Source organism: Pseudomonas sp. LBUM1664 (assembly GCF_059695895.1).
In genome coordinates, this window is record NZ_CP166791.1 from 1891112 (window position 1) to 1917734 (window position 26623).

The 26623-nt window shown below is 60.8% G+C and carries 23 protein-coding genes; 15 read left to right on the forward strand and 8 right to left on the reverse strand.

Annotated features, from left to right (window positions below):
* Nucleotides 1-5 precede the first annotated feature (5 nt).
* The 3 genes from ACA047_RS09025 to ACA047_RS09035 all read left to right on the forward strand — a co-directional run bounded on the left by ACA047_RS09025 (nt 6) and on the right by ACA047_RS09035 (nt 3919).
* A complete protein-coding gene (locus tag ACA047_RS09025; protein WP_497358555.1) occupies nt 6-413 on the forward strand; it encodes a hypothetical protein in 408 nt (135 codons plus the stop codon).
* Nucleotides 414-658: 245 nt separating this feature from the next.
* Nucleotides 659-1534: a polyamine aminopropyltransferase gene (speE, locus tag ACA047_RS09030; RefSeq protein WP_497358557.1), complete on the forward strand. Its 876-nt coding sequence runs from the start codon at nt 659-661 to the stop codon at nt 1532-1534.
* A 291-nt stretch (nt 1535-1825) separates the two neighbouring features.
* The gene (locus tag ACA047_RS09035; protein WP_497358559.1) at nt 1826-3919 is read left to right on the forward strand and encodes an LTA synthase family protein; all 2094 of its coding nucleotides are present in this window, start codon (nt 1826-1828) and stop codon (nt 3917-3919) included.
* Between the two features lie 59 nt (nt 3920-3978).
* Here the strand turns inward: ACA047_RS09035 and ACA047_RS09040 are convergent, their stop codons facing one another.
* Entirely contained in the window at nt 3979-4137 is a 159-nt protein-coding gene (locus ACA047_RS09040) for a DUF3309 family protein (RefSeq protein ID WP_497360275.1), read from the reverse strand.
* A gap of 290 nt (nt 4138-4427) precedes the next feature.
* On the opposite strand from ACA047_RS09040, the gene ACA047_RS09045 reads away from it, so the two are divergent.
* From ACA047_RS09045 to csrA, 3 genes are all read left to right on the forward strand, one after another.
* Nucleotides 4428-5243 carry an SDR family oxidoreductase gene (locus ACA047_RS09045; RefSeq protein ID WP_497358561.1) on the forward strand — a complete coding sequence of 272 codons (816 nt, stop codon included), beginning with the start codon at nt 4428-4430 and terminating at the stop codon, nt 5241-5243.
* A gap of 57 nt (nt 5244-5300) precedes the next feature.
* Nucleotides 5301-5633, forward strand: coding sequence for a YnfA family protein (locus ACA047_RS09050; RefSeq protein WP_497358563.1), 333 nt, complete (start codon nt 5301-5303; stop codon nt 5631-5633).
* Between the two features lie 150 nt (nt 5634-5783).
* On the forward strand, nt 5784-5984 hold the full coding sequence (csrA, locus tag ACA047_RS09055) for a carbon storage regulator CsrA (RefSeq protein ID WP_123342138.1): 201 nt from the start codon (nt 5784-5786) through the stop codon (nt 5982-5984).
* Here the strand turns inward: csrA and ACA047_RS09060 are convergent.
* The 5 genes from ACA047_RS09060 to mnmC form a co-directional block, all read right to left on the reverse strand.
* Nucleotides 5973-6200, reverse strand: a complete 228-nt coding sequence (locus tag ACA047_RS09060; RefSeq protein ID WP_047226285.1) for a YheU family protein — start codon at nt 6198-6200, stop codon at nt 5973-5975. The two genes, csrA and ACA047_RS09060, sit on opposite strands and share 12 nt — an antisense overlap.
* Nucleotides 6201-6411: 211 nt before the next feature.
* Nucleotides 6412-7602, reverse strand: a complete 1191-nt coding sequence (locus tag ACA047_RS09065) for an osmoprotectant NAGGN system M42 family peptidase (protein ID WP_497358565.1) — start codon at nt 7600-7602, stop codon at nt 6412-6414.
* A gap of 169 nt (nt 7603-7771) precedes the next feature.
* A complete protein-coding gene (gene ngg / locus ACA047_RS09070) occupies nt 7772-9517 on the reverse strand; it encodes an N-acetylglutaminylglutamine synthetase (RefSeq protein WP_497358567.1) in 1746 nt (581 codons plus the stop codon).
* Between the two features lie 3 nt (nt 9518-9520).
* Entirely contained in the window at nt 9521-11293 is a 1773-nt protein-coding gene (locus ACA047_RS09075; RefSeq protein WP_497358568.1) for an N-acetylglutaminylglutamine amidotransferase, read from the reverse strand.
* A 285-nt stretch (nt 11294-11578) separates the two neighbouring features.
* Entirely contained in the window at nt 11579-13561 is a 1983-nt protein-coding gene (gene mnmC / locus ACA047_RS09080; RefSeq protein ID WP_497358570.1) for a bifunctional tRNA (5-methylaminomethyl-2-thiouridine)(34)-methyltransferase MnmC2/FAD-dependent 5-carboxymethylaminomethyl-2-thiouridine(34) oxidoreductase MnmC1, read from the reverse strand.
* Nucleotides 13562-13661: 100 nt separating this feature from the next.
* Here mnmC and pap point away from each other — a divergent pair, with 100 nt between their 5' ends.
* Nucleotides 13662-15182 (forward strand): polyphosphate:AMP phosphotransferase, encoded by a 1521-nt coding sequence (pap, locus tag ACA047_RS09085; RefSeq protein ID WP_497358571.1) that lies wholly within the window; start codon nt 13662-13664, stop codon nt 15180-15182.
* Between the two features lie 102 nt (nt 15183-15284).
* The gene (locus ACA047_RS09090; RefSeq protein ID WP_497358573.1) at nt 15285-16469 is read left to right on the forward strand and encodes a thiolase family protein; all 1185 of its coding nucleotides are present in this window, start codon (nt 15285-15287) and stop codon (nt 16467-16469) included.
* 79 nt (nt 16470-16548) lie between these two features.
* Here ACA047_RS09090 and ACA047_RS09095 read toward each other — a convergent pair whose 3' ends face one another.
* Nucleotides 16549-16746: a DUF6316 family protein gene (locus tag ACA047_RS09095; RefSeq protein ID WP_497358575.1), complete on the reverse strand. Its 198-nt coding sequence runs from the start codon at nt 16744-16746 to the stop codon at nt 16549-16551.
* A 188-nt stretch (nt 16747-16934) separates the two neighbouring features.
* On the opposite strand from ACA047_RS09095, the gene ACA047_RS09100 reads away from it, so the two are divergent.
* Nucleotides 16935-17894: a DMT family transporter gene (locus ACA047_RS09100; protein WP_497358577.1), complete on the forward strand. Its 960-nt coding sequence runs from the start codon at nt 16935-16937 to the stop codon at nt 17892-17894.
* Between the two features lie 39 nt (nt 17895-17933).
* Here the strand turns inward: ACA047_RS09100 and ACA047_RS09105 are convergent, their stop codons facing one another.
* Nucleotides 17934-19328 (reverse strand): class II fumarate hydratase, encoded by a 1395-nt coding sequence (locus ACA047_RS09105; RefSeq protein WP_072408458.1) that lies wholly within the window; start codon nt 19326-19328, stop codon nt 17934-17936.
* A 191-nt stretch (nt 19329-19519) separates the two neighbouring features.
* Between ACA047_RS09105 and ACA047_RS09110 the strand changes: the two genes are divergently transcribed.
* From ACA047_RS09110 to ACA047_RS09135, 6 genes are all read left to right on the forward strand, one after another.
* Nucleotides 19520-20047 (forward strand): DUF2059 domain-containing protein, encoded by a 528-nt coding sequence (locus ACA047_RS09110; RefSeq protein WP_214510769.1) that lies wholly within the window; start codon nt 19520-19522, stop codon nt 20045-20047.
* A 12-nt stretch (nt 20048-20059) separates the two neighbouring features.
* A complete protein-coding gene (locus ACA047_RS09115; RefSeq protein WP_041024552.1) occupies nt 20060-20359 on the forward strand; it encodes a BolA family protein in 300 nt (99 codons plus the stop codon).
* Nucleotides 20360-20527: 168 nt separating this feature from the next.
* Complete coding sequence (trhO, locus tag ACA047_RS09120; protein WP_497358580.1) at nt 20528-21469, forward strand: oxygen-dependent tRNA uridine(34) hydroxylase TrhO; 942 nt, start codon at nt 20528-20530, stop codon at nt 21467-21469.
* A gap of 3 nt (nt 21470-21472) precedes the next feature.
* Nucleotides 21473-22108, forward strand: a complete 636-nt coding sequence (locus ACA047_RS09125) for a DsbA family protein (RefSeq protein ID WP_497358581.1) — start codon at nt 21473-21475, stop codon at nt 22106-22108.
* On the forward strand, nt 22101-23927 hold the full coding sequence (locus ACA047_RS09130; RefSeq protein WP_497358583.1) for an ABC transporter ATP-binding protein: 1827 nt from the start codon (nt 22101-22103) through the stop codon (nt 23925-23927). The genes ACA047_RS09125 and ACA047_RS09130 overlap by 8 nt, the downstream gene beginning before the upstream one ends.
* Nucleotides 23928-24116: 189 nt before the next feature.
* Nucleotides 24117-26576, forward strand: coding sequence for an EAL domain-containing protein (locus ACA047_RS09135; protein WP_497358585.1), 2460 nt, complete (start codon nt 24117-24119; stop codon nt 26574-26576).
* Nucleotides 26577-26623 lie beyond the last annotated feature (47 nt).

Consider the following 26623-nt stretch of genomic DNA (forward strand, 5'->3'; position numbering starts at 1 on the left):
GCACCATGACGGCCATCGCTCGTATCACCCTGCTCACGCTCGTTCTGGGCTTGAGCGCTTGTGCGGTCCAGCGTCCGCCGGAGCCTTCGACACCGCTGCCCCCCATTCCACCTTCGGGCCCGACCACCAAGCCGGCCCCGTCGACCGTCCCGGGCAAGCCTGTTACCCCGAACAAACCGGCCAAACCGTTGCCGCGCACCTCCGCCAGTTTCGCCCCGCCGCCGGGCGGTAACAGCCATTGGGACGCCAAGCTTGGGGTCTATGTGCTGGATAACCAGACCAACACCTTCTATCGCCAGCGCACCTACTACCGCTGGAACAACGGCTGGAGCCGCTCCGTCAGCCCGAACGGGCCGTGGGAAGACACCACCATCGAAGGCGTGCCGGCGGGGTTGGGGCGTCAATTCCACTAAGGGTTGGAGATTGCCCTGTGGCGAGGGAGCTTGCTTCTGCTGGGCTCTGTAGGCGCTGGCGAAGCCTGCGATCTTTTGATCTTGATCTTGATCTTTCGCTTGAGATTCAACTGTCAGGGCGAAGATCGCAGCCTCGCTTCACTCGGCAGCTCCTACAAGGTTCGACCTGTCATGTCCGGCGTCGTAGAATGCGCGCCTTTGCGAGCCTTCATCGGCCAACCGCGTATTTATCGGAGCACCTGACCATGACGACTACCCCGACCGGCGACTACCTGGAAACCCTCTACGAAGGCTACGGCCAGCGTTTTCGGATGGACAAGCTGCTGCACGAAGTGCGCACCGAGCACCAGCACCTGGTGATCTTCGAGAACCCGCGCATGGGTCGTGTGATGGCGCTGGACGGCGTGATCCAGACGACCGAAGCCGACGAGTTCATCTACCACGAGATGCTCACCCATGTGCCGATCCTCGCCCATGGCGCGGCCAAGCGCGTGCTGATCATCGGTGGCGGCGACGGCGGCATGTTGCGTGAGGTGACCAAGCACCTGGGTGTCGAGCACATCACCATGGTGGAAATCGACGGGACTGTGGTGGACATGTGCAAAGAGTTCCTGCCCAACCACTCCAAGGGTGCCTACGACGACCCGCGCCTGAACCTGGTGATCGACGACGGCATGCGGTTCGTCTCCACCACCCAGGAGAAATTCGACGTCATCATTTCTGACTCCACCGACCCGATCGGCCCGGGTGAAGTGCTGTTCTCGCAGAACTTCTATCAAGCCTGCCATCGCTGTCTCAACGAAGGCGGCATCCTGGTGACCCAGAACGGCACGCCGTTCATGCAACTGGGCGAAGTGCAGACCACCGCCGGGCGCCTGCGTAGCCTGTTTGCCGACTGGCATTTCTACCAGGCCGCCGTGCCGACCTACATCGGTGGCGCCATGACCTTTGCCTGGGGCTCGACCGACACGGCCTATCGCAAGTTGTCCCGCGAAACCCTGCGCGAGCGGTTCATTGGCAGCGGCATTGTCACCCGCTACTACAACCCCGACGTGCACATTGGCGCATTCGCCATGCCGCAATATGTGTTGCAGGCGATTAACAAGCCAAGTAACGACTGACAAGTTGTTGTGGCTGTTGGGGCCAGGAAGCTTATGTGACGAGGGAGCAAGCTCCCTCGCACAACAACGATCGGCTCGACTTTTGTGTTTCTAGATATTCATTGAACGAAATTTTCACAAAATCTTGCGGACAATCCCCCGCGCCTTATCGCGACCGGTTATTTAATGGTAATGCCATAGCCGTTCGTGCAACATTTGCGCACTCGCGCAAGCCCCGGGGCCAGGCACTGGCCAACAGAGGGCGCGCCGTTATTTTTTTGTCACTTCAACTCCAATAGGTCCTTAAACGACATGGCAATTCCGGACGCCCTGAGTCAGCAGCGCACTAAGCATCGCCTGCTGCAACCGACCGTCAAATCGCACCTGGCCTACACGTTGCTTTGTGCCCTGGTGATGATGGTCATGTTCAGCCTGCTGCGCGTGGCGCTGCTGGTTTATAACCGCGAGATGATCCTCGACACCCCAGCCTCGACTTTCATTGAAGCGTTCGCCAATGGACTGCGTTTCGACTTGCGGCTGGTGGTCTACCTCATCATTCCGCTGCTGCTGGCGCTGTTCAGCGCGCGGGCCATGGCGGCACGTGGGTTCTTTCGTTTCTGGCTGACCGTCACCTCCAGCATCGCGCTGTTCCTGGGCTTGATGGAGATGGACTTCTACCGTGAGTTTCACCAGCGCCTCAACGGGCTGGTCTTCCAGTATGTAAAGGAAGACCCGAAAACCGTGATGAGCATGCTCTGGTACGGTTTCCCGGTGGTGCGTTACCTGCTGGCCTGGGTCGGTGGCACCGTGATCCTGAGCCTGGCGTTCAAGGGCGCCGACCGCGCCACCCGTCCGCGTGGGCCATTCAGTGGTGGCAGCATCGGCACGCGCCAGATCGCCCCATGGTACGGGCGTATCGCGGTGTTCGTGGTCTGCCTGTTGGTGGCAGTGACCGCTGCCCGTGGCACCCTGCGCCAGGGCCCACCCCTGCGTTGGGGTGACGTCTACACCACCGATTCGAACTTCGCCAACCAGCTGGGCCTCAATGGCACGCTGTCGCTGGTGGCGGCGGCCAAGAGCCGGATGTCCGAAGACCGTGACAACATCTGGAAAGCCACCCTCGAGCAGCCGCTGGCACAGCAGACCGTGCGTGACATGCTGGTGATGCCCGACGACAAGCTGGTCGATACCGACATTGCCGCCGTGCGCCGCGACTACACGCCGCCGGCCGACAAGACACTGCCGATCAAGAACGTGGTCGTGATCCTCATGGAAAGCATGGCCGGTCACTCGGTGGGCGCCCTGGGCGCGCCGGGCAACATCACGCCGTACCTGGACAAACTGTCCAAGGAAGGCCTGTTGTTCGACCGCTTCTTCTCCAACGGTACGCACACCCACCAGGGGATGTTCGCCACCATGGCGTGCTTCCCGAACCTGCCGGGCTTCGAGTACCTGATGCAGACTCCCGAAGGCAGCCACAAGCTGTCGGGCCTGCCGCAACTGCTTAGTGTCCGTGACTACGACGACGTGTATGTCTACAACGGCGATTTCGCCTGGGACAACCAGTCGGGCTTCTTCAGCAACCAGGGCATGACCACTTTCATCGGGCGTAACGATTTCGTGAACCCGGTGTTCTCCGATCCGACCTGGGGTGTGTCCGACCAGGACATGTTCGACCGTGGTCTGGTCGAGCTCAAGGCCCGGGAAAACGGCAAGCCGTTCTATGCCTTGCTGCAAACCCTGTCCAACCACACGCCGTATGCACTGCCGACACCATTGCCGGTGGAGCCGGTCACCGACCGTGGCAGCCTGAACGAACACCTGACCGCCATGCGCTACGCCGACTGGGCGCTGGGCCAGTTCTTCGAGAAGGCACGCAAGGAGCCTTACTTCAAGGAAACCCTGTTTGTCGTGGTCGGCGACCATGGCTTCGGCAACGAGCGCCAGATCACCGAAATGGACCTGGGCCGCTTCAACGTGCCGATGCTGTTGATCGGCCCGGGTATCCAGGAAAAATTTGGCCAGCGTAGCCACACCGTGGGCACCCAGGTTGATATCGTCCCGACCATCATGGGCCGGATCGGCGGGCAAGTGCGTAACCAGTGCTGGGGCCGCGACCTGTTGAACCTGCCTGAAGGCGATACCGGTTTCGGTGTGATCAAACCGTCGGGCAGTGAGCAGACCACCGCGATCATTCACGACGACAAGATTCTGGTGCTGCCGAAGGAAAAGGAAATGGCGCCGAAGATGTACCGCTATGAATTGGGTGCCAACCCACATGCGGAAATCATCCCGGATGCACCGGACACCGCGCAGATGAAACTCAAGCTTGAGTCGTTCTTGCAGACTGCCACCAAGAGCCTGCTGGATAACACCGCGGGGGTGGTGAACGGCAAGCCGGACTGATGATCAGCGAGCATAAAAAAGAGGCCTGAAAAGGCCTCTTTTTTTTTGCGCTTAGTGGTTTATATCTTGCCCAGTAATAGCAGGACCAACAACACCACCAACACTACACCGATGATACCGGACGGGCCGTAACCCCAACTTCTGGAGTGCGGGAAGACCGGCAGACCACCGATCAGCAGGAGGATCAGGATAATGATAAGAATTGTGCCCATGTTGATTTCCTTATTGGTCAGTTCTGGGGTGATACAACTGTTAACTGCCAGCACGCATGCATAAATCCGGGCGGCTTAATAAGTCCGACCGTTACGTTCTGTAAAAAATTCAATGTTTTTTAGTGCTTGAAACCCCCCGGCTTATCGCGGTTTGGGCGGGTGAAAATTTGGCACGTCCTTGTGGCATGACGTGTCACGGTTTGACCTCGCCATTCAGCAATCTGATGGAGCGTGGGTCCGGCAAACTCCTTCGCTACACTCGGCCCATCTCTCCCGGAACAACAAGGCTGTTTCCTATGCAAAATCGCATGATGATCACCGGTGCCGGCTCTGGCCTGGGTCGCGAAATCGCGCTGCGCTGGGCCCGTGAAGGCTGGCACCTGGCCTTGTCGGATGTCAGCGAGCCCGGCCTTCAGGAAACCCTCAAATTAGTGAGGGCCGCGGGCGGTGACGGTTTCGTCCAGCGTTGCGATGTACGCGATTACAGCCAACTGACTGCGTTCGCCCAGGCCTGCGAGGAGAAGCTCGGCGGCATCGACGTCATCGTCAACAACGCCGGCGTGGCCTCGGGCGGGTTCTTCAGCGAGCTGTCCCTGGAAGACTGGGACTGGCAGATCGCGATCAACCTGATGGGCGTGGTCAAGGGCTGCAAGGCGTTCCTGCCGTTACTGGAAAAAAGCCGCGGCAAAATCATCAACATCGCCTCCATGGCGGCGCTGATGCAGGGGCCGGCCATGAGCAACTACAACGTCGCCAAGGCCGGCGTGGTGGCGCTGTCGGAAAGCCTGTTGGTCGAACTGGCGCAGCAGGAAATCGGCGTACACGTGGTGTGCCCGTCGTTCTTCCAGACCAACCTGCTGGACTCCTTCCGCGGCCCGACTCCGGCCATGAAAGCCCAGGTTGGAAAATTGCTGGAAAGCTCACCGATCACCGCCGCCGACATCGCCGATTACATCTACGAGCACGTCGCCCAGGGCCAGTTCATGATCCTGCCCCACGAACAGGGCCGGATGGCCTGGGCCATCAAGCAGAAAAATCCGCAGTTGCTCTACGACGAAATGACGGTCATGGCCGATAAGATGCGCGCCAAGGCCCGACAGAACCCGAGTTGACCTGGATGCCCCGTGTCCTCAGGATGGCGCCATTAGGCCCTCCTGACGGACACTTGCATGCTCAATTACTTGTGGTTTTTTCTCGCCGCGCTGTTTGAAATCGCCGGCTGCTATGCCTTCTGGATGTGGCTGCGGCAGGGCAAGAGTGTCTGGTGGGTCGCGCCGGCGCTGCTCAGCCTCACGTTGTTCGCCCTGTTGCTGACCCGCATTGAAGCGACCTACGCCGGTCGCGCCTACGCGGCCTATGGCGGCATCTATATAATTGCTTCGATCGGCTGGCTGGCCGTGGTGGAGCGAGTGCGTCCGCTGGGTTCCGACTGGATCGGCGTGGCGCTCTGTGTGTTGGGGGCCAGCGTGATTCTGTTCGGCCCGCGATTGTCGGCTTCTTGAAAAAAACTCGGTTTGACGAGGTTTTGCAGGAAGTTTCCGTCAGTCGCCAGAGCCTTGTGTGTAGGGACTTACTGAATTCTCGCTGATGCCTTGAGAACCGGAAACAGGCCGGGCATGGTCAAGGTCCAGACATTCTTAAGGACAAGAACCATGCTCGTACTAAGCCGCGCTGTGGGTGAGTTGATTTCCATTGGCGACGATATTTCCGTTCGTGTGCTGTCGGTCAGCGGCAGCACCGTGCGTTTTGGCGTGGAAGCGCCACGGCACATAGACGTTCACCGCTCCGAAATTTACGAAAAGATTCAGAAAAAGAAGGCCCAGGCGGCTCGCAAGGCGTGTTCAGTCGAATAGATGCTTGGGCACGTCGTGCTTGAGCATCAGTTGACACTGTTCGCTTTCAGGGTCGAAAACGATCATTGCCTGGCCTTTGGTCAAGGCCTGCCTGACTCGCAATACACGAGTCTCCAAGGGGGTATCGTCGCCATTGTCGGTGCCGTCGCGGGTCACGAAGTCCTCGATCAGGCGAGTGAGCGTGTCGACTTCGAGTTGGTCGTAGGGAATCAGCATGTTGTACCTCGGCTAGACATTATCGCGATGCTACGGCCAATGGGCTTTTGCGGCTAGCCTTGGGGCTTGCGGTATTTGTTCGGGCCTCATCGCGAGCAGGCTCGCTCTCACAAGGGATCTGCGTCGAGCACAAAGTTCATGCTCAATGAAGATCAACCTGTGGGAGCGAGCCTGCTCGCGATGGCAATACCCCAGACACTGAGTTTCTGAATCAGTTATCCGAACGTTGCCCCACCAGGCTGTCCACCGACGGCACTCGGGTATCGCTTTCCATCTGCGTATCGTGTTCGATCTGATGACTGAAGCGGTCCAGTGAACCCTGGGCTGGTTGTGCGTCGCTGGCGAACACCGGGGGGCTGAGGATGTAGGCGCCGAGCAGGCGGCTGAGGGCGGCCAGGCTGTCGATGTGGGTACGTTCGTAGCCATGGGTGGCGTCGCAACCGAAGGCGAGGAGGGCGGTGCGGATGTCGTGCCCGGCGGTCACGGCCGAATGGGCGTCGCTGAAGTAGTAGCGGAAGAGATCACGGCGTGCCGGCAGTTCGTTCTCCCGGGCCAATTTCAGCAAGTGCCGCGACAGGTGATAGTCGTAAGGGCCCCCGGAATCCTGCATTGCTACGCTGACCGCGTGTTCGCTTGAGTGCTGGCCCGGCGCGACCGGGGCAATGTCGATCCCGACGAATTCGCTGACATCCCAGGGCAGCGCGGCCGCCGCCCCACTGCCGGTTTCCTCGGTGATGGTGAACAGCGGGTGGCAGTCGATAAGCAGCTCTTCGCCGCTGTCGACAATTGCCTTGAGCGCCGCCAGCAGTGCTGCAACCCCGGCCTTGTCATCCAGGTGCCGGGCGCTGATGTGGCCGCTCTCGGTGAACTCCGGCAGGGGATCGAAGGCCACGTAGTCGCCGATGCCGACCCCCAGGGTTTCGCAATCGGCGCGGGTGGCGCAGTAGGCGTCCAGGCGCAGTTCGACGTGGTCCCAACTGATGGGCATTTCATCTACCGCGGTGTTGAACGCATGCCCGGATGCCATTAACGGCAGCACACTGCCGCGGATCACGCCGGTGTCGGTAAACAGGCTGACTCGGCTGCCTTCAGCAAACCGGCTGGACCAGCAACCGACCGGGGCCAGGGTCAGGCGACCGTTGTCCTTGATGGCCCGCACGGACGCGCCGATGGTGTCCAAGTGTGCCGACACAGCCCGGTCGGGGCTGCTCTTGCGGCCTTTGAGCGTGGCGCGGATCGTGCCACGGCGGGTCAGTTCAAAAGGAATACCCAACTCTTCGAGCCGCTCGGCGACATAGCGCACGATGGTATCGGTGAAGCCGGTAGGGCTGGGAATGGCGAGCATTTCCAGCAGGACCTTTTGCAGGTACTCGAGATCCGGTTCGGGAATTTTGCTGATCATGGAAACTCCTCACGGAAAGATAAGTAGCGGGGGATGCGATACCTGTGGCGAGGGAGCTTGCTCCCGCTCGAGCGCGAAGCGGTCGCCTTTCAGCTCTCTGTACAGTACACAAAGAAGAGGGCCGCTTCGCAGCCCAGCGGGAGCAAGCTCCCTCGCCACAGGGAAAGAGCTAGGCCACTGCCTGGCTATGGGGAAACAACAAATCCACAAAGCGTTCGGCGGTGGGTTGCGGTTCGTGGTTGGCCAGGCCGGCACGTTCGTTGGCTTCGATGAACACGTACTCGGGCTGATCGGCCGCCGGCACCAGCAGGTCGAGGCCGACCATGGGGATGTCCAGCGCCCGCGCGGCGCGGATCGCCGCATCGGCGAGGGTTGGATGAAGGATCCCAGTGACATCCTCCAGAACGCCGCCCGTATGAAGATTTGCCGTACGCCGTACGAACAGGTGTTCACCGGCCGCCAGCACGCTGTCGTAGTCAAACCCCGCTGCGCTCAGCGTGCGCTGGGTCTCGGCGTCCATCGGGATCTTGCTTTCACCGCCCGTGGCGGCTTGCCGGCGGCGGCTCTGGGCTTCGATCAGCGCACCGATGGAATGCCGACCGTCGCCGATCACCTCCGCCGGCCGCCGGATCGCCGCTGCCACCACTTCAAAACCGATCACCAGGATCCGTAGGTCCAGCCCTTCGTGGAAGCTTTCCAGCAGCACCCGGCTGTCGAACTGGCGGGCTGTTTCAATCGCGCCTTGCACTTGCTCGATGGTGCACAGATCCACCGCCACGCCTTGGCCCTGTTCACCGTCCAGTGGTTTGACCACCACCCGTTCGTGCTCATCGAGAAACGCCAGGTTGTCATCGGCATTGCCTGCCAACTGTTGGGTTGGCATGTTCAGACCGGCGTTTTTCAGCACCTTATGGGTCAGGCTTTTGTTCTGGCACAAGGTCATGCTGATGGCGCTGGTCAGGTCGCTCAAGGATTCGCGGCAACGAACCCGGCGGCTGCCGTGGACCAGGGTGAATAGCCCGGCCTCGGCGTCGTCGACCTGCACTTCGATGCCCCGACGGTGAGCCTCTTCGACAATGATTCGTGCATAGGGATTGAACTGCGCTTGCGGGCCAGGCCCCAGGAACAGTGGCTGGTTGATGCCGTTCTTGCGTTTGATGGCAAAGGTCGACAGGTTTCGGAAGCCGAGTTTGGCGTAGAGGTTTTTCGCCAGGCGATTGTCGTGCAAGACCGACAGGTCGAGGTAACTCAAGCCACGGCTCATGAAATGCTCGATGAGATGGCGTACCAGCACTTCGCCAACCCCGGGGCGCGAACATTGCGGGTCCACGGCCAGGCACCAGAGGCTGCTGCCGTTTTCCGGATCGTTGAAGGCTTTCTGGTGATTGAGGCCCATGACGCTGCCGATCACCGCACCGGTGTCGTCGTCTTCAGCCAGCCAATACACCGGGCCGCCCTCATGGCGCGGGGTCAGCCGCTGCGGATCGATGGGCAGCATGCCGCGAGCCTGGTAGAGCTGGTTGATGGCCTGCCAGTCAGCATCGTTCTGGGCCCGACGAATCCGGAAGCCACGAAACACTCGTGTGGCCTGCCGATAGTCGCTGAACCACAGGCGCAATGTGTCGGACGGATCGAGGAACAGTTGCGCCGGCTCCAACCCGAGCACTTGCTGGGGGGCGGCAACGTACAAGGCGATGTCGCGCTCGCCGGGTTGTTCGTTGAGCAGCTCTTGGGCCAGGCTCGCCGGATCCGGGAAGGTGTGGCCGATCAGCAATCGGCCCCAGCCGCAATGCACGGCGATGGGGTCGCCGCCCAGCTCGCTGCCGTCTTCGGCCAGGCGTGCCTGCAGGCGTTCGTAGGAAGGCGCCTGGCCGCGTAAAAGGCGTTGGTTGTGAACGGTAGGGTTGGGTTTCATCGATCAGAGTCCTTGCTCGCTGAGCCACAGGTTCAGCGCCGCCAGTTGCCACAGCCTCGAACCACGCAATGGGGTGAGCTGGCCGTTGGGGTCGGTGAGCAGGCGGTCGAGCATGGCCGGGTTGAACAGGCCGCGATCCTGGCTCGGATCAAGCAACAGTTCGCGGACCCAGGCCAAGGTGTCGCCTTCCAGATGCTTGAGGCCCGGTACCGGGAAGTAGCCTTTCTTGCGGTCGATCACCTCGCTGGGGATCACCCGCCGGGCGGCTTCCTTGAGCACTTGCTTGCCGCCGTCGGGCAGTTTGAATTTCGCCGGGACTCGCGCCGAGAGCTCCACCAGCCGGTAATCCAGAAACGGCGTGCGTGCCTCCAGGCCCCAGGCCATGGTCATGTTGTCGACGCGCTTGACCGGGTCGTCCACCAGCATCACGGTGCTGTCCAGGCGCAGGGCTTTGTCCACCGCGGCATCGGCGCCCGGTTGTGCGAAATGCTCTTTGACGTAGTCACCGGCCGCGTCGTTGGCGGTCAGCCATTCAGGCTGCACGGTGGCGGCATATTCTTCGTAGCTGCGATCGAAAAAGGCGGCGCGATAGGCCGCGTACGGATCGCTGGCGCCGTCCACTTGCGGATACCAGTGGTAACCGGCGAACAGTTCGTCGGCGCCCTGGCCGCTTTGCACCACTTTGCAATGCTTGGCCACTTCCCGCGACAGCAGATAAAAGGCGATGCAGTCGTGGCTGACCATCGGTTCGCTCATGGCGCGGAACGCGGCGGGCAGTTGTTCGATGATCTCTTTTTCGTCGATGCGCAATTGGTGGTGACGGGTGCCGTAGTGCTTGGCGATCAGGTCCGAATACTGGAATTCGTCACCGCGCTCGCCGCCGGCATCCTGGAAGCCGATGGAGAAAGTGGACAGCTCTTCTACGCCCACCTCCCGCAGCAGGCCCACGAGCATGCTTGAATCGACGCCGCCGGACAGCAGCACGCCGACATCCACGGCGGCTCGTTGACGAATGGCCACGGCTTCGCGGGTGCTGTCGAGTACACGATCGATCCAGTCTTCCAGGTTCAGGTTCTGTTCATCGGTCCGGGGGCCGTAGGGCAGGGTCCACCAGGTTTTCTGCTCGGTGGTGCCGTCGGCTTCGATGCGCATCCACGTGGCTGGCGGCAGTTTTTCAACACCGGCCAGCAAGGTGCGCGGCGCCGGGACCACCGCATGGAAATTCAGGTAATGATTGAGGGCCACCGGGTCGAGCATGGGGCTGATGTCACCGCCCTTGAGCAGTGCCGGCAACGCCGAGGCAAAGCGCAAACGCTGGCCGGTACGCGACAGGTACAGCGGCTTGACGCCGAGGCGGTCGCGGGCGATGAACAGGCGCTTGGCGTCGCGTTCCCAGATGGCGAAAGCAAACATGCCGTTGAGCTTGGGCAGCAGTGCTTCGCCCCAGGCGTGGTAGCCCTTGAGCAGCACTTCGGTGTCGCCACCGGAATAAAAGGCGTAGCCCAAGCCTTCGAGCTCGGCTCGCAGTTCCGGGTAGTTGTAGATCGCGCCGTTGAAGGCCAGGGACAGGCCCAGTTGATTGTCGACCATCGGCTGGGCCGAGCCGTCGGACAGGTCCATGATTTTCAGGCGCCGATGGCCCAGGGCAATCGGCCCCTGGCTATGGAAACCCCAGGCGTCAGGACCGCGAGGGGCCAAGTGATGGGTAATCCGCTCTACGGCCGCAAGGTCCGCAGGTTGTTGATCGAAACGTAACTCTCCAGCTAATCCGCACATAAGTCCTTACCGGTTTTTCCGTTGGGGAGGGGGCAAACAACACGCGCCGAAATGGCGGGTACTCTGAAACTGACCGGGGGGATTGCTGTGAGTTTTAGATCGATGCGTTATAAGCCGACGGGTGGGGGCGCTTGGTCTGCCGAGCGATTCAAAGATAAGAGGAACCTGTGGGAGCTGAGCTTGCTCGCGATTGCGGTAGTTCAGCCAGCATCTTAGTAGGCTGACACGCCGCTATCGCGAGCAAGCTCGGCTCCCACAGGGTTTTTGGTGGGCCAGCGATCTGCGCTAGGCCTTACCCCGAATCAACGTCCGCAAGGCAAACCGATTCGGATGGCAGGCCTCGGCCACGCTTCGGGGCAGTGGCAGGGGTTCATTGCCCAGCCAGGCGGCGATCAGCTCGCCCGACAGCGGTGCAGTGATCAGGCCCCGAGAGCCGTGGCCGCTGTTGATGTACAGGCCATCGAGCCACGGGCAAGGATGGTCCGGCACCTGCCGGGCATCCTTGCTCAGGGCGCAATACGCTTCGGTGAATACCCGACTGTCAGCCAACGGGCCGACAATCGGCAGGTAGTCGGGGCTGGTGCAACGGAACGCCGCACGACCTTCCAGGTGTTGCGGATCCAGGGCGCTGGCATCCAGGCGATCCACCAGGTCCGCAGAGATTTCTTCCAGCATCTGCAGGTTGCCGGCGTGTTCGGCCGCCGTGGGTGTCAGGTCGTCGCTCTTGAAGTCAAAACTGGCGCCCAGGGTGTGTTCGCCCAGTCGCGGCGGGGCCACGTAGCCTTCGGCGCAGACCACCGTGGCCAGGTCCTGGCTGCGGGCGGTCTGTGGCAGCCGGGTGATTTGCCCGCGGATGCGCTTGAGGGGCAAGTCGGCGGCCGGTTCGAAGCGTTTGATCTCGGCGGCGCTGGCGAGGATCACCACCGGCGCGCTGGCCAGGCAACGTTCGCCGTCCCACGCCTGCCACTGACCTTCTACGCGGCGCAGTTCCAGCACCTCTTGGTGAGGCTGCACGGCAATCATTGCGCCAGAGGCCTGCCAGCGACACAGCGCTGGCGGATGCACCCAGCCGCCTTCGGGATAAAACAAACCGCCACAGGCCAGGCCGATGCCGGACCGTGACTCGGCCTGTGCCTGATCGAGCGAATGCAGCAAGTCCTCTGGGAAGGCCTCGGCCAGTTGCGCCTGGCGCTCGGCTTCCTTGTTGTTGAACGCCAGTTGCAAGACCCCGCAGCCGTCCCAGTCGACGCCGCGTTGCAGATGCTCCAGCACGCGCCGGGTGTAGCCAAAACCACTGAGAATCATCTGCGACAACGCCGTGCCGTGAGCCGACAGCTTGAGGTACAACACGCCCTGCGGGTTGCCGGACGCTTCCTCGGCCAAGCCGGCGTGACGTTCCAGCAGCGTTACCTGCCAGCCACGGTCGGCGAGGCTGGCCGCGCTGGCACAACCGGCCAGGCCGCCGCCGATCACCAGTGCCCGGCGCTCGCTGGTCAGCGGGGCGGGGCGGGCGTACCAGGGTTTTGCCGGGGCCGGTGCTGGAGTCTGCTCGGGCCAGCCGAGGAATACCCCACGAAGAATCTCCCATTTGTGCCCGATGCCTGGCGTGCGCTTCATCTTGAAGCCCGCCGCGTTCAACAGCCGCCGTACCCAACCGGTGCTGGTGAAGGTGCTGATGGTCGCATTGGGCGCCGCCAGTCGAGCCAGTTCGGCGAACAGCTCGGCGGTCCACATCTCGGGGTTCTTCGCCGGGGCAAAACCGTCGAGGAACCAGGCGTCGATTTGCGCATCCAGCTGCGGCAATTGCTCCAGGGCATCGCCGATCAACAAGGTCAGCGTCACTCGCCCATCCGCCAATGTCAGGCGTTGGAAACCCTGGTGGATCGCCACGTACTGGCCAAGCAATTGATCCGCCTGAAGCTTGAGTTGCGGCCACAGTTCCAGTGCACGGCGCAGGTCCTGCGGGCTCAAGGGATATTTCTCGACGCTGACAAAATGCAGCCGGGCGCCTGCCGGGGCGCATTGTTCGAACAACTGCCAGGCGCAGAGGAAGTTCAAGCCGGTGCCGAACCCGGTTTCGCCGATCACCAGTCGCCCGTCATCCGGCAGCGCTGCAAAGCGCTCGGCCAGGTTGTTCTGCTCAAGGAACACGTAACGGGTTTCTTCCAGGCCCGACTGGTCGGAAAAATACACATCGTCGAACACCCGCGAGCGCGGGCGACCCTGGTCATCCCAGTCGAGTTGGGCGTGGTACTGGATGGGCGTCATGGCAGGCTCGGTGAAAACAAAGGTCGCTATTCTAGCCGATCAGTGTCCAAGGCCGCGTCCAATCCGCTAGTCTTGGCCCAATCCCTGGAAGGAGCTGCCCATGTTTGAATCCGCTGAAATCGGTCACGTCATCGACAAAGACACCTTCGAGGCTGAAGTGCCAGCGCTGCGTGAAGCGCTGCTCGAGGCCCAGTTCGAATTGCAGCAGCAGGGCCATTTCCCGGTCATTGTGCTGATCAACGGCGTCGAAGGCGCGGGCAAGGGCGAGACGGTGAAACTGCTCAACGAGTGGATGGACCCGCGACTGATTGAAGTGCGCACCTTCGACCAGCAGACCGACGAAGAACTGGCCCGGCCACCGGTCTGGCGTTATTGGCGGATGCTGCCGGCCAAGGGGCGCATGGGGATTTTCTTCGGTAACTGGTACAGCCAGATGCTGCAGGGGCGGGTCCATGGCGAGATCAAGGACCCTCGACTCGACCAGGCGATCAACGCCGCCGAGCGGCTTGAAAAGATGCTGTGTGATGAAGGCACGCTGATTTTCAAGTTCTGGTTCCACCTGTCCAAGAAGCAGATGAAAGCCCGGCTCAAGGGGCTCCAGGACGACCCGCTGCACAGCTGGCGCATCAGCCCGTTGGATTGGCAGCAGTCCGAGACCTACGACAAATTCGTCAAATACGGTGAGCGGGTGCTGCGCCGCACCAGCCGCGATTACGCGCCGTGGCATGTGATCGAAGGCGTGGATACCTGTTATCGCAGCCTCACGGTCGGCAGGATCCTGCTCGAGGGGCTGCGCCAGGCCCTGGATCGGCCGAAGGTCAAGGCGCAAAAGGTTAGCGTGGCGCCACTGCCTGTGCTGGACGATCAAGTCACGCTGATCGGTAGCCTGGACATGACCCTGAGCCTGGACAAGGCCGATTACGAAGAACAACTGATCACCGAGCAGGCGCGGTTTGCCGGCTTGCTGCGGGACAAGCGCATGCGCCAGCACGCCCTGGTGGCGGTGTTCGAAGGCAACGATGCGGCGGGCAAGGGCGGGGCGATCCGGCGGGTCGCGGCGGCCCTCGACCCGCGTCAGTACAGCATCGTGCCGATTGCCGCACCCACCGAAGAAGAGCGCGCCCATCCCTACCTGTGGCGGTTCTGGCGGCATATCCCGGCGCGGGGTAAGTTCACCGTGTTCGACCGCTCCTGGTACGGCCGGGTGCTGGTGGAGCGGGTCGAAGGTTTTTGCAGCCGGGCCGACTGGTTGCGGGCCTACGGCGAAATCAACGACTTCGAGGAGCAGATTGCCGATGCCGGTGTGGTGGTGGTCAAGTTTTGGCTGGCCATCGACAAAGAGACTCAGCTGGAGCGTTTCCAGGCGCGCGAGGAGATCCCCTTCAAGCGCTTCAAGATCACCGAGGACGATTGGCGCAATCGCGACAAGTGGGATGCCTACCGGGCGGCGGTGTGCGACATGGTGGACCGCACCAGCACCGAGATCTCCCCTTGGACCTTGGTGGAGGCCAACGATAAGCGCTGGGCGCGGGTCAAGGTGTTGCGCACCCTGAACCAGGCGCTGGAGGAGGCTTTCGAGCGCACCGAGAAACAGGCGCGCAAAAAGAAGGGCAAGAAGTAGGCGATGGGGGTGCATACGCGGGGTGAATGATTGTCGCGGTCGGTTATGCAGTGGATTTATGCTCGATTCACTCCTAACCGACTACAACAATGAGGTACAGCCATGCGTGAAGTGGTGATCGTCGACAGCGTACGGACCGGCCTGGCCAAGTCTTTTCGCGGCAAGTTCAACATGACCCGTCCGGACGACATGGCGGCGCATTGTGTCGATGCATTGTTGGCTCGCAATGACATCAACCCGGCCAGCGTCGAGGATTGCATCGTCGGCGCCGGCTCCAACGAAGGCGCCCAGGGCTACAACATCGGCCGCAACGTGGCGGTGCTCTCGAAACTGGGCACCGGCACCGCCGGCATGACCCTCAACCGTTTCTGTTCCTCGGGCCTGCAAGCCATTGCCATTGCCGCCAACCAGATAGCCTCCGGTTGTAGCGAGATCATCGTTGCCGGTGGCGTGGAGTCCATCAGCCTGACGATGAAAAGCGTCAACACCGACAACCTGGTCAACCCACTGCTCAAGGAGCAGATGCCCGGGATTTATTTCCCCATGGGCCAGACGGCGGAAATCGTCGCCCGCCGTTACCAGGTCAGCCGCGAAGAACAGGACCGCTACGCCTTGCAAAGCCAGCAACGCACCGCCCGGGCCCAGGCGGCCGGGTTGTTCGATGATGAAATCGTGCCGATGGCGGTCAAGTACAAAGTCGAGGACAAGAACACCGGTGCGGTGCAGATCCTCGAGGGCGTGGTCGATCGCGACGACTGCAACCGTCCGGACACCACCTATGAAAGCCTGGCCGGCCTGAAGCCGGTGTTCGCCGAAGACGGTTCGGTGACGGCGGGCAACTCTTCGCAGTTGTCCGACGGGGCCTCGATGACCCTGGTGATGAGCCTGGAAAAAGCCTTGGCGCTGGGACTCAAGCCCAAAGCGTTTTTCCGTGGCTTTACCGTGGCCGGTTGCGAGCCGGACGAGATGGGCATCGGCCCGGTGTTCTCGGTGCCGAAACTGCTCAAGGCCAAGGGCTTGCAGGTCGCTGATATTGACCTGTGGGAACTCAATGAAGCGTTCGCGTCCCAGTGCCTGTACAGCCGCAATCGTTTGGAAATCGATAACGAGAAATACAACGTCAACGGCGGCTCGATTTCCATCGGCCACCCGTTCGGCATGACCGGCTCGCGGCAAGTGGGGCACCTGGTACGCGAGCTGCAACGGCGCAATCTGCGCTATGGGGTCGTGACTATGTGCGTGGGTGGCGGGATGGGGGCGACGGGGTTGTTTGAGGCAATTAGATAATCGCAAGCCTGGAGGGCTTTTGTGGCGAGGGAGCAAGCTCCCTCGCCACAGAGCTGATGCGCCGACCGATGAACCACGTTCAACTGGCGACTTGGGTCAGGTGCTGCATCCGTGCGATATAAGCCTTTATCTCGCGCTCTGCCACCTCGCGATTGGCGAACGGACCCTCCTGAGTGCCTTCGCGGGTATTGAAATAAAACTCGCCGTTTACCCGGCAAATTCGGTCACTGCGAAAAAAGGTTGTAACGGCGGGATCCTGTGCACGTTCGCCAAGCATATTGCTCTCCATCGGGCAGTGCGGTCGGTTTTACTTGAGCTTATGTCCAGTCCCTGATTCTCGCCCGGCCAGCCGATCGACGGCTACGACCCATACAATCCTATGAGCGGCCTCTGCCCAACTGTCCCTGTGTTGCCGGGCAATCCACACCTAGAATGGCCGTCCACGTCTTGAGCTTCGAGGGTTACATGCACATATCGTCCGGTCGCTGGGTCTATGGTCTGTTCCTTGCCCTGTTGACCGCTCTGCTGTGGGGAATTCTGCCGATCAAGCTCAAGCAAGTGCTGCAAGTGATGGACCCGGTCACCGTGACCTGGTTTCGCTTGTTGGTGTCTGGCGGCTTGCTGTTCATTTACCTGGCAGCCACCCGGCGCTTGCCCAGCCGAAAGGTGCTTGGCCCCCGTGGCGGCTGGTTGGTGGCGATGGCAGTGCTGGGTTTGGTGGGCAATTACGTGCTGTACCTGATGGGCCTGAACCGCTTGAGCCCCGGCACCGCGCAACTGGTGGTGCAGATGGGACCGATCATGTTGCTGGTCGCCAGTCTGTTTGTATTCAAGGAGCGTTTCAGCGTGGGGCAGGGCATCGGCTTGGCGGTGTTGCTGATCGGTTTCGCACTGTTTTTCAACCAGCGCCTCGGCGAGTTGCTGACGTCCCTGAGCGACTACACCGCCGGGGTGCTGATGGTGTTGCTGGCGTCGACGGTCTGGACGTTCTATGCCCTGGGCCAGAAGCAACTGTTGACGGTGTGGAATTCGTTGCAGGTGATGATGGTGATCTACCTGTTCTGCGCGTTGCTGCTCACACCCTGGGTGCATCCGTTGGAGGCGTTGCGACTGAGCCCTCTGCAAGGCTGGCTATTGCTCGCCTGCTGCCTCAATACCTTGATTGCCTACGGTGCGTTTGCCGAGGCATTGGCCCATTGGGAAGCTTCGCGGGTCAGCGCGACCCTGGCGATCACACCGTTGGTGACCTTCGCTGCGGTGGCGATGGCCGCCTGGTGGTGGCCTGACTACGTCCATGCCGAGCAGATCAATCTGTTGGGGTATGGCGGGGCGGTGTTGGTGGTGCTGGGGTCGGCACTGGTTGCGCTCGGGCCTTCGCTGATGGCCGGGCTCAGGGCTCGGCGCGCGCGACTCACGGCAAGCTAATGATCGTTCCCACGCTGAGCGTGGGAACGATCTCAGCTTTCAGCCCTGACTACCGGCCTCAAGCATATTTTCCGGCCTCACCCAGGCATCGAACTCTTCATCGGTCAGATACCCTAATTGCAACGCCGCCTCGCGCAGTGTCAGCCCTTCGCCGTAGGCTTTCTTGGCGATTTCGGCGGACTTGTCGTAGCCGATATGCGGGTTCAGCGCGGTCACCAGCATCAACCCACGTTCCAAATGCGCGGCCATCTGCTCGGCGTCCGGTTCGAGCCCGGCGATGCAGTGCTGCTGGAAGTTGCTGCAGCCATCGGCCAGCAGACGGATCGATTGCAGCAGATTGTGGATGATCACCGGTTTGAACACGTTCAACTGCAAGTGGCCCTGGCTGGCGGCAAAACCAATGGTCACATCGTTGCCCATTACCTGACAGGCCAGCATCGACAAGGCTTCGCACTGGGTTGGGTTGACCTTGCCGGGCATGATGGAACTGCCCGGTTCGTTGGCCGGCAATTTCACCTCGGCGAACCCGGCCCGTGGCCCGGAACCCAGCAGGCGCAGGTCGTTGGCGATCTTCATCAGGGTCACGGCAAGGGTTTTCAGCGCGCCGGACAGGGCGGTCAAAGGTTCATGACCCGCCAGCGCGGCGAATTTGTTCGGTGCGGTGACGAACGGCAGGCCGGACAACGCCGCCAATTCGGCGGCAATGGCTTCGCCAAAACCGTGGGGTGAATTAAGCCCGGTGCCCACCGCGGTGCCACCCTGGGCCAGCTCGCAGACCGCCGGCAATGCGGCACGGATCGCCCGCTCGGCGTAATCGAGCTGGGCAATGAAGGCTGACAGTTCCTGGCCAAATGTGATTGGCGTGGCATCCATCATGTGGGTGCGGCCGGTCTTGACCAGTTTCATGTGGCGCGCCGCCAGTTCCGCCAACCCGCCGGACAACTCGCCGATGGCCGGCAGCAATTGCTGCTGGACGGCCTGGACGGCGGCGATGTGCATGGCGGTGGGGAAGCAGTCGTTGGAGCTCTGGGAACGGTTGACGTGGTCGTTGGGGTGCACCGGGCTCTTGCCGCCGCGCGGGTTGCCCGCCAGCTCGTTGGCGCGCCCGGCGATCACTTCGTTGACGTTCATGTTGCTTTGGGTTCCGCTGCCGGTCTGCCAGACCACCAGCGGGAATTGGTCGTCATGTTGGCCGGCCAGCACTTCGTCGGCGGCCTGTTCGATCAGGCGGGCGATGTCGGCGGGCAAATCTCCATTACGGTCATTGACTCGCGCAGCGGCTTTCTTGATCAGCGCCAGGGCATGCAGCACCGACAGCGGCATGCGTTCGTTGCCAATGGCAAAGTTGATCATGGAGCGCTGCGTCTGGGCGCCCCAGTAGGCGTCATCCGGGACTTCAACCTGGCCAAGGCTGTCGGTTTCGATACGGCTCATTGGGTCAAACTCCTGTAGGGCTGAATGCGCAGTTTAGGCCCTGATGGGCGGCACCGGTTCCCTCAATCTAGGGTCGGTCGGTTCGGCCCGTCAATCGGACCCGCCAAGCATCGGGGTTGAGGCCCGGCGTTTTTTAGGCGCAGAATGGTCGCCCTTGGGGTTTTACCTCGCCTGTAATGAAAGGAAACTCGATGACCCGTCTTCGTGCCATCTGTACCGCAGTTGCTCTGGTGTGTGCCAGCGGCCCTGTTTTTGCCGATACCGCCAGCCACAACGCCAGTGCCGAAGCGTTCCTGACCCTGGCTCACGCTGACAAACTGGGCACCCCGGTGTACATGCAAGTGCAGCAGATGTTTGCCCAGCGCTTTGAGCAGACCAAGGCCCCTGAGTCGAAAAAAGCCACCCTGGAAACCTATCAGGCCAAGGCCAATGCCGCCCTGGACCAAGCCATTGGCTGGAACAAGCTCAAGCCGGATATGGTCAAGCTCTACACCAGCAACTTCAGCGAGTCGGAGCTCAAGGATCTGGTGGCTTTCTATCAGTCTCCCCTGGGCAAGAAAGTCCTGGAGAAAATGCCACAGCTGACCCAGCAATCGGCCCAACTGACCCAGGCCAAGCTTGAAAGCGCGGTGCCGGTGGTCAACAAGCTGCTGGCGGACATGACCGCTGAGCTTGAGCCAAAAGCCGCCGCCCCTGCCCCAGCCAAGAAAAAGCCGTAAGCGGAGCCCGGTATGAGCATGCAACAACGCATCGAATCGACGCTCGGGCTCTTGCAGCCCGAGCACCTGCAAGTGCTGGATGAAAGCCACATGCACAGCCGTGGGTTACAGACCCACTTCAAGGCCGTGGTGGTCAGCCGGCAGTTCGAGGGCCTCAATCGCGTCAAGCGTCACCAGAAGGTCTACGGCACGCTGGGCGAGCTGATGGGCGAATTCCATGCGTTGGCGCTGCACACCTACACCCCCGAAGAATGGGCGCAAATCGACGCAGCCCCGGCTTCGCCGACTTGTGCCGGTGGCAGCAAGCATTAAGAACGCTGTTTGTGGTGAGCTTGCTCACCACAATTCATCTGGCTCCAGGGAGCGTGCTGCTCCTAAAGCCACAGCGTATTTGCTAGAATCCGCAACGCGCCTCACAGGGCGCGTTTTTTTTCGCATCCGGTTCACCCTTTACGAGGGTAGCCACCTGGAGAAATACCCATGACACCATCCATTGTCGTGGCGGCACTGTATAAGTTCGTCACCCTTGAAGATTACGTTGAACTGCGCGAGCCATTGCTCAAGGCCATGATCGACAACGGCATCAAAGGCACGCTTCTGATCGCCCAGGAAGGCATCAACGGCACGGTCTCTGGCACCCGCGAAGGCATCGACGGATTGCTGGCCTGGCTCAAGAACGATCCGCGCATGATCGACATCGACCACAAAGAGTCGTACTGCGATGAGCAACCGTTCTACCGCACCAAGGTCAAGCTCAAGAAAGAAATCGTCACCCTTGGCGTTGAAGGCGTGGACCCGAACAAGCAGGTCGGCACTTATGTCGAACCGCAGGACTGGAACGCGCTGATCAGCGATCCGCAAGTGCTGTTGATCGACACCCGTAACGACTACGAAGTGTCCATCGGGACCTTTGAGGGCGCGATTGACCCCAAGACCGCCAGCTTTCGCGAATTCCCGGAGTACATCAAAGCCCACTTCGATCCGGCCAAGCATAAGAAAGTCGCGATGTTCTGCACCGGCGGCATTCGTTGCGAAAAAGCCTCCAGCTACATGCTCAGCCAAGGGTTTGACGAGGTTTATCACCTCAAGGGTGGAATCCTGAAATACCTCGAAGAGGTGCCCCAGGAAGAAACCAAATGGCGCGGCGACTGCTTCGTGTTCGATAACCGTGTGACGGTTCGCCACGACCTCAGTGAAGGGGACTACGATCAATGTCACGCCTGTCGTACACCGATAAGCACAGAAGACCGCGCCTCGGAGCACTACGTGCCAGGCATCAGTTGCCCTCATTGCTGGGATAAGCTGAGCGAGAAAACCCGTCGCAGCGCCATCGACCGGCAAAAACAGATCGAACTGGCCAAGGCCCGCAACATGCCGCACCCGATCGGTTACAACTACAAGCAGTCATCTTCCGAGGCTTGAACCATGGCACCACGCCTGCTCTACGTGATGGACCCGATGTGTTCCTGGTGCTGGGGTTTCGCACCGGTGGCCGAGGCACTGGTAGAGCAGGCGCAGGCCTCTGGCGTGCAATTGCACCTGGTGATGGGCGGTTTGCGCACCGGCAGCGGTTCGGCCCTGGAGCCGACTACCCGGCGCTACATTCTTGAACACTGGCAGGCCGTCACCCAGGCCACCGGCCAGCCGTTCAAGCTCGAAGGTGCGTTGCCGGACGGTTTTGTCTACGACACCGAACCGGCCTGCCGGGCAGTGGTGACGGCCCGCGGCCTGGCGCCGGACCTGGCCTGGAAGCTGGTGAGGCTGATCCAGCAGGCTTTTTATGTGCAAGGCCGCGACGTGACCCACGCCAGCGTCCTGGTAGAACTGGCCGAACAGGCCGGGCTGCCACGCATTGAATTCGCCGCGGCATTCGACCGCGCCGATCAGCATGCGGCCACTGCGGCGGACTTCACCTGGGTGCAAGACCTTGGTATCGCCGGGTTCCCCACGCTATTGGCCGAACGTGACGGCCAATTGGCCTTGCTCACCAACGGCTATCAGCCCCTGAACCAGTTGTCTGCGTTACTGGGTCGCTGGCTGGAGCGCGCGGCCTGTGCCTGACCTGCCAGATGGCGCATCGGCGCCACAGCGCATCGATCGATTGAGCTGGGCAGAAATCCGCCGCCTGGCGTTCAAACACAAGAAAGCCCTGTGGATCGCCAACGGCGTGGCCGTGCTGGCGACGCTGTGCAGCGTACCGATCCCGTTGCTGTTGCCTCTTTTGGTGGACGAAGTGCTGCTGGGCAAGGGCGATGCGGCATTGAAGGTCATGAATCATGCGTTGCCCACGGGTTGGCAGAGCGCGGCCGGCTATATCGGGCTGATGCTGGCGGTGACCCTGGTCCTGCGGTGCGGCGCTTTGCTGTTCAACGTGCTGCAGGCGCGATTGTTCGCACGGCTGGCCAAAGACATCGTCTATCGCATTCGCATCCGGTTGATCGAACGTCTCAAGCGCATTTCCCTGAGCGAATACGAGAGCTTGGGCAGCGGCACCGTGGCGGCCCACCTGGTCACCGACCTGGACACCCTCGACAAATTCATCGGCGAAACCCTCAGCCGTTTCCTGGTGGCGCACCTGACCCTGGTGGGCACCGCCAGCATCCTGGTGTGGATGCACTGGAAGCTGGCGTTGCTGATCCTGTTGTTCAATCCGCTGGTGATCTATGCCACGGTGCAGCTGGGCAAACGGGTCAAGCATCTCAAGAAGCTGGAAAACGACAGCACCTCGCGTTTCACCCAGGCCTTGACTGAAACCCTGGATGCCATCCAGGAAGTGCGCGCCGGTAACCGTCAGGGCTTTTTCCTCGGGCGTTTGGGGATACGCGCCAAGGAAGTACGCGATTACGCAATCAATTCGCAGTGGAAAACCGACGCCTCGAACCGTGCCAGCGGTTTGCTGTTTCAGTTTGGTATCGATATTTTTCGCGCCGCGGCCATGCTCACCGTGCTGTTTTCCGACCTGTCCATCGGCCAGATGCTGGCGGTGTTCAGCTACTTGTGGTTCATGATCGGTCCGGTGGAGCAGCTGCTCAATCTGCAGTACGCCTTTTATGCCGCCGGCGGTGCGCTGTCGCGGATCAACGAGTTGCTGTCCCGTGCCGACGAACCGCAATATGCCGGTGGTGTCGATCCGTTCAAGGGGCGCGACACCGTGGGCATCGACATTCAAGGGTTAAGCTTCGGTTATGGCGAAGAACTGGTGCTAGACCAGTTGAAACTGTCCATATCACCGGGTGAGAAGGTGGCCATCGTCGGCGCCAGCGGCGGCGGTAAAAGCACCCTGGTGCAACTGTTATTGGGGCTCTACACGCCACAGTCGGGCAGTATCCGGTTCGGCGGCGCTACGCTGCAGGAGATCGGCCTGGAAACCATTCGGGAGAACGTCGCGGTGGTGCTGCAACACCCGGCGCTGTTCAACGACACGGTGCGCGCCAACCTCTCCATGGGCCGCGAGTGCAGCGACGAAGCCTGCTGGCGGGCGCTGGAAATTGCCCAGCTCGACGTCACCGTGCGGGCGTTGCCCCTAGGGCTGGAGAGTGTCGTCGGGCGCTCCGGGGTGCGGCTGTCTGGCGGCCAGCGTCAGCGGCTGGCTATCGCCCGCATGGTATTGGCCGACCCTCGGGTGGTGATTCTCGACGAAGCGACTTCAGCACTGGACGCCGCCACTGAATACAATCTCCATCAGGCGTTGGCGCGTTTCCTGAGCGGGCGTACCACGCTGATCATCGCCCACCGGTTATCAGCCGTGAAACAGGCCGATCGGGTACTGGTATTTGACGGCGGGCAAATCGCCGAAGACGGTGACCATTTGCAGTTGATTGCCGACGGTGGTCTGTACGCCCGGCTTTATGGTCACTTGCAACAGATACAGCAGCCTTGAGTTTCTAGCGCTTTTCTGCGCTTAGTATCTGAAAAAAATCAGGGAAACTCCCTGACTTATCCGAATTTCCATCCAAAGCCCGTCGACCCGTCATCGAGTCATTCCATGGGTCGAAAACTAGCCTAGGCTGTGAAATCAGGATCGAATTCTCGCGGATGTTCATCCGGCAGTACCTGTGCAAGGGACCTCATGAAGCAAAAGCAGACTCTCGGAACACCACGGCTGCTGGGCATCGTCTGGCCCTTTATTGCCGTTGTGCTATTTCAAGCATTGCTCGGAGGCGTCAGCCTTTATGTATTGTCTGCGGTTCGCGGCTACGTGGCGGGCGAAAGCCTCTGGTCCAAGGGCCAGAAAGACGCCATTTATTACCTCAATCTCTATGGCGACAGCCGTGATGAGGTGATTTTCCAAAAGTATCAGCAAGCCATCGCCGTACCCGAGGGCGGTCATGAACTGCGGGTGGCGCTGGATCATCAACCGCCGGATCTGGAAGCGGCAAGGGCTGGAATCCTCAAGGGCGGCAATCACCCGGATGACGTGTCCAGTGTGATCTGGCTCTATCTCAACTTTCGTCACTTCAGTTACCTGGAAGAAGCCATCGATCTCTGGACGGTGGGCGACGGCTATTTGATCGAGCTGGACAACGTTGCCCGGCAGATGCACGAGGGCATTACCGCAGGCGAGGCGTCGGACGCCGATATTCGCGGCTGGAAGGCACAAATCTATGCGATCAACGATTCCGTCACGCCGGCAGCCAAAGCGTTCAGCGATGCGTTGGGCGAGGGGTCGCGCTTTATCCTGCGTCTGTTGCTGGTGACCAACTTCGCCACTGCCCTGGGCTTGATCGTCCTGGCGTTGTTGCGTACCCATAAACTGCTGGCCCAGCGACAGGTCTTTGCCAATGCGCTGCAACTGGAGAAGGAGCGGGCCCAGATCACCCTGCAATCCATCGGCGATGGGGTGATCACCACCGACGTAGAAGGCGCCATCGCCTACATGAACCCCGCTGCCGAAGCGATGACCCACTGGAAATCCGAACACGCCACGGGGCTGCCCCTGGCTGCACTGTTCAATTTGCTCGACGACAACGCCCAGGCCGAAGGGCTGACCCTGATCGAGCACATCCTCAGCGGTCGGCTCAGCGGCGGCAGCGAGCACTCCAAACTCATCCAGCGACTGGACGGCAGCACCGTGTCGGTCACCCTGGTGGGCGCGCCGATCCGTCATGCCGGCAAGGTCAGTGGGGCCGTACTGGTGCTGCACGATATGACCCAGGAGCGCCAATACATTGCCAACCTGTCGTGGCAGGCCACCCATGACGCCCTGACTGGTCTGGCGAACCGCCGGGAATTCGAATATCGCCTCGAGCAGGCCTTGCACAACCTAACCCGCCAAGCCGGGCGTCATGCCTTGATGTTTCTCGACCTGGACCAGTTCAAGCTGGTCAATGACACCTGCGGCCATGCAGCGGGTGACGAGTTGTTGCGTCATATTTGCGCCTTGCTGCAATCGGGCCTGCGGGAAAGTGACACCCTGGCACGACTGGGCGGGGATGAGTTCGGTATTTTGCTGGAGAACTGTTCGCCGGAGGCAGCGGAAAAAATTGCCGAAGGGCTGCGCCAGACGGTGCAGAACCTGCACTTTGTCTGGAAGGGGCGGCCCTTCGTGACCACCGTGAGCATCGGCCTGGTGCATATCGCCCAGAGCCCGACGACTCTGGAGGCGTCCCTGCGCGCCGCCGATATGGCCTGCTACATGGCCAAGGAGAAGGGGCGTAACCGGGTCCAGGTTTATCACGCGGATGACTCGGAGCTGTCTCTGCGCTTTGGGGAAATGGCCTGGGTCCAGCGCTTGCATATGGCCCTGGAGGAAAACCGCTTCTGTCTCTACGCCCAGGAAATCGCTGCGCTGGGCCCGGGTGATCATGGCGGCGGGCATATAGAAATCCTGCTGCGTCTGCATGACGAAGCCGGGCGGATGATCCTGCCGGACAGCTTCATTCCCGCAGCGGAACGCTATGGCCTGATGACCTCCCTGGACCGCTGGGTAGTGGAAAATGTCTTCAAAATCATCCGTCAATGCCTGAATGAGTCGCGAAAGGGGCCCATGGCCATGTGTGCGATTAATCTGTCAGGCACTACTATAGGAGATCAGGCATTCCTCGACTTCCTGCGTAAACAGTTCGTCGCCTACTCGATTCCTCCGGAAATGATTTGTTTTGAAATTACAGAAACCAGCGCTATTTCGAATTTAGGCAGTGCGATCCGGTTTATCAACGAACTCAAGAGCTTGGGTTGTTATTTCTCGCTGGATGACTTTTGCGCCGGAATGTCTTCATTCGCTTACCTGAAACATTTACCTGTAGACTTCCTGAAGATCGATGGGAGTTTCGTAAAGGATATGCTGGACGACCCGATTAACCGTGCAATGGTCGAAGTGATCAATCATATCGGCCACGTCATGGGTAAGCGTACTATTGCCGAGTTTGTTGAGACCGCCCAGATCGAGCAGGCATTGCTGGAAATCGGCGTGGATTACGCTCAAGGGTATGAGATCGAACGCCCGCAATTGTTTACCTGTGAGACTTTGCAATGTAGGCCGGCCCGGCCCCGGCCGCTGTTATTCAAGGCCCCCGGCACGTTCCGCTGAACCTCTTGTTGATCCAGAAAATCACAATCAAAAGGAGCCCCGACAGT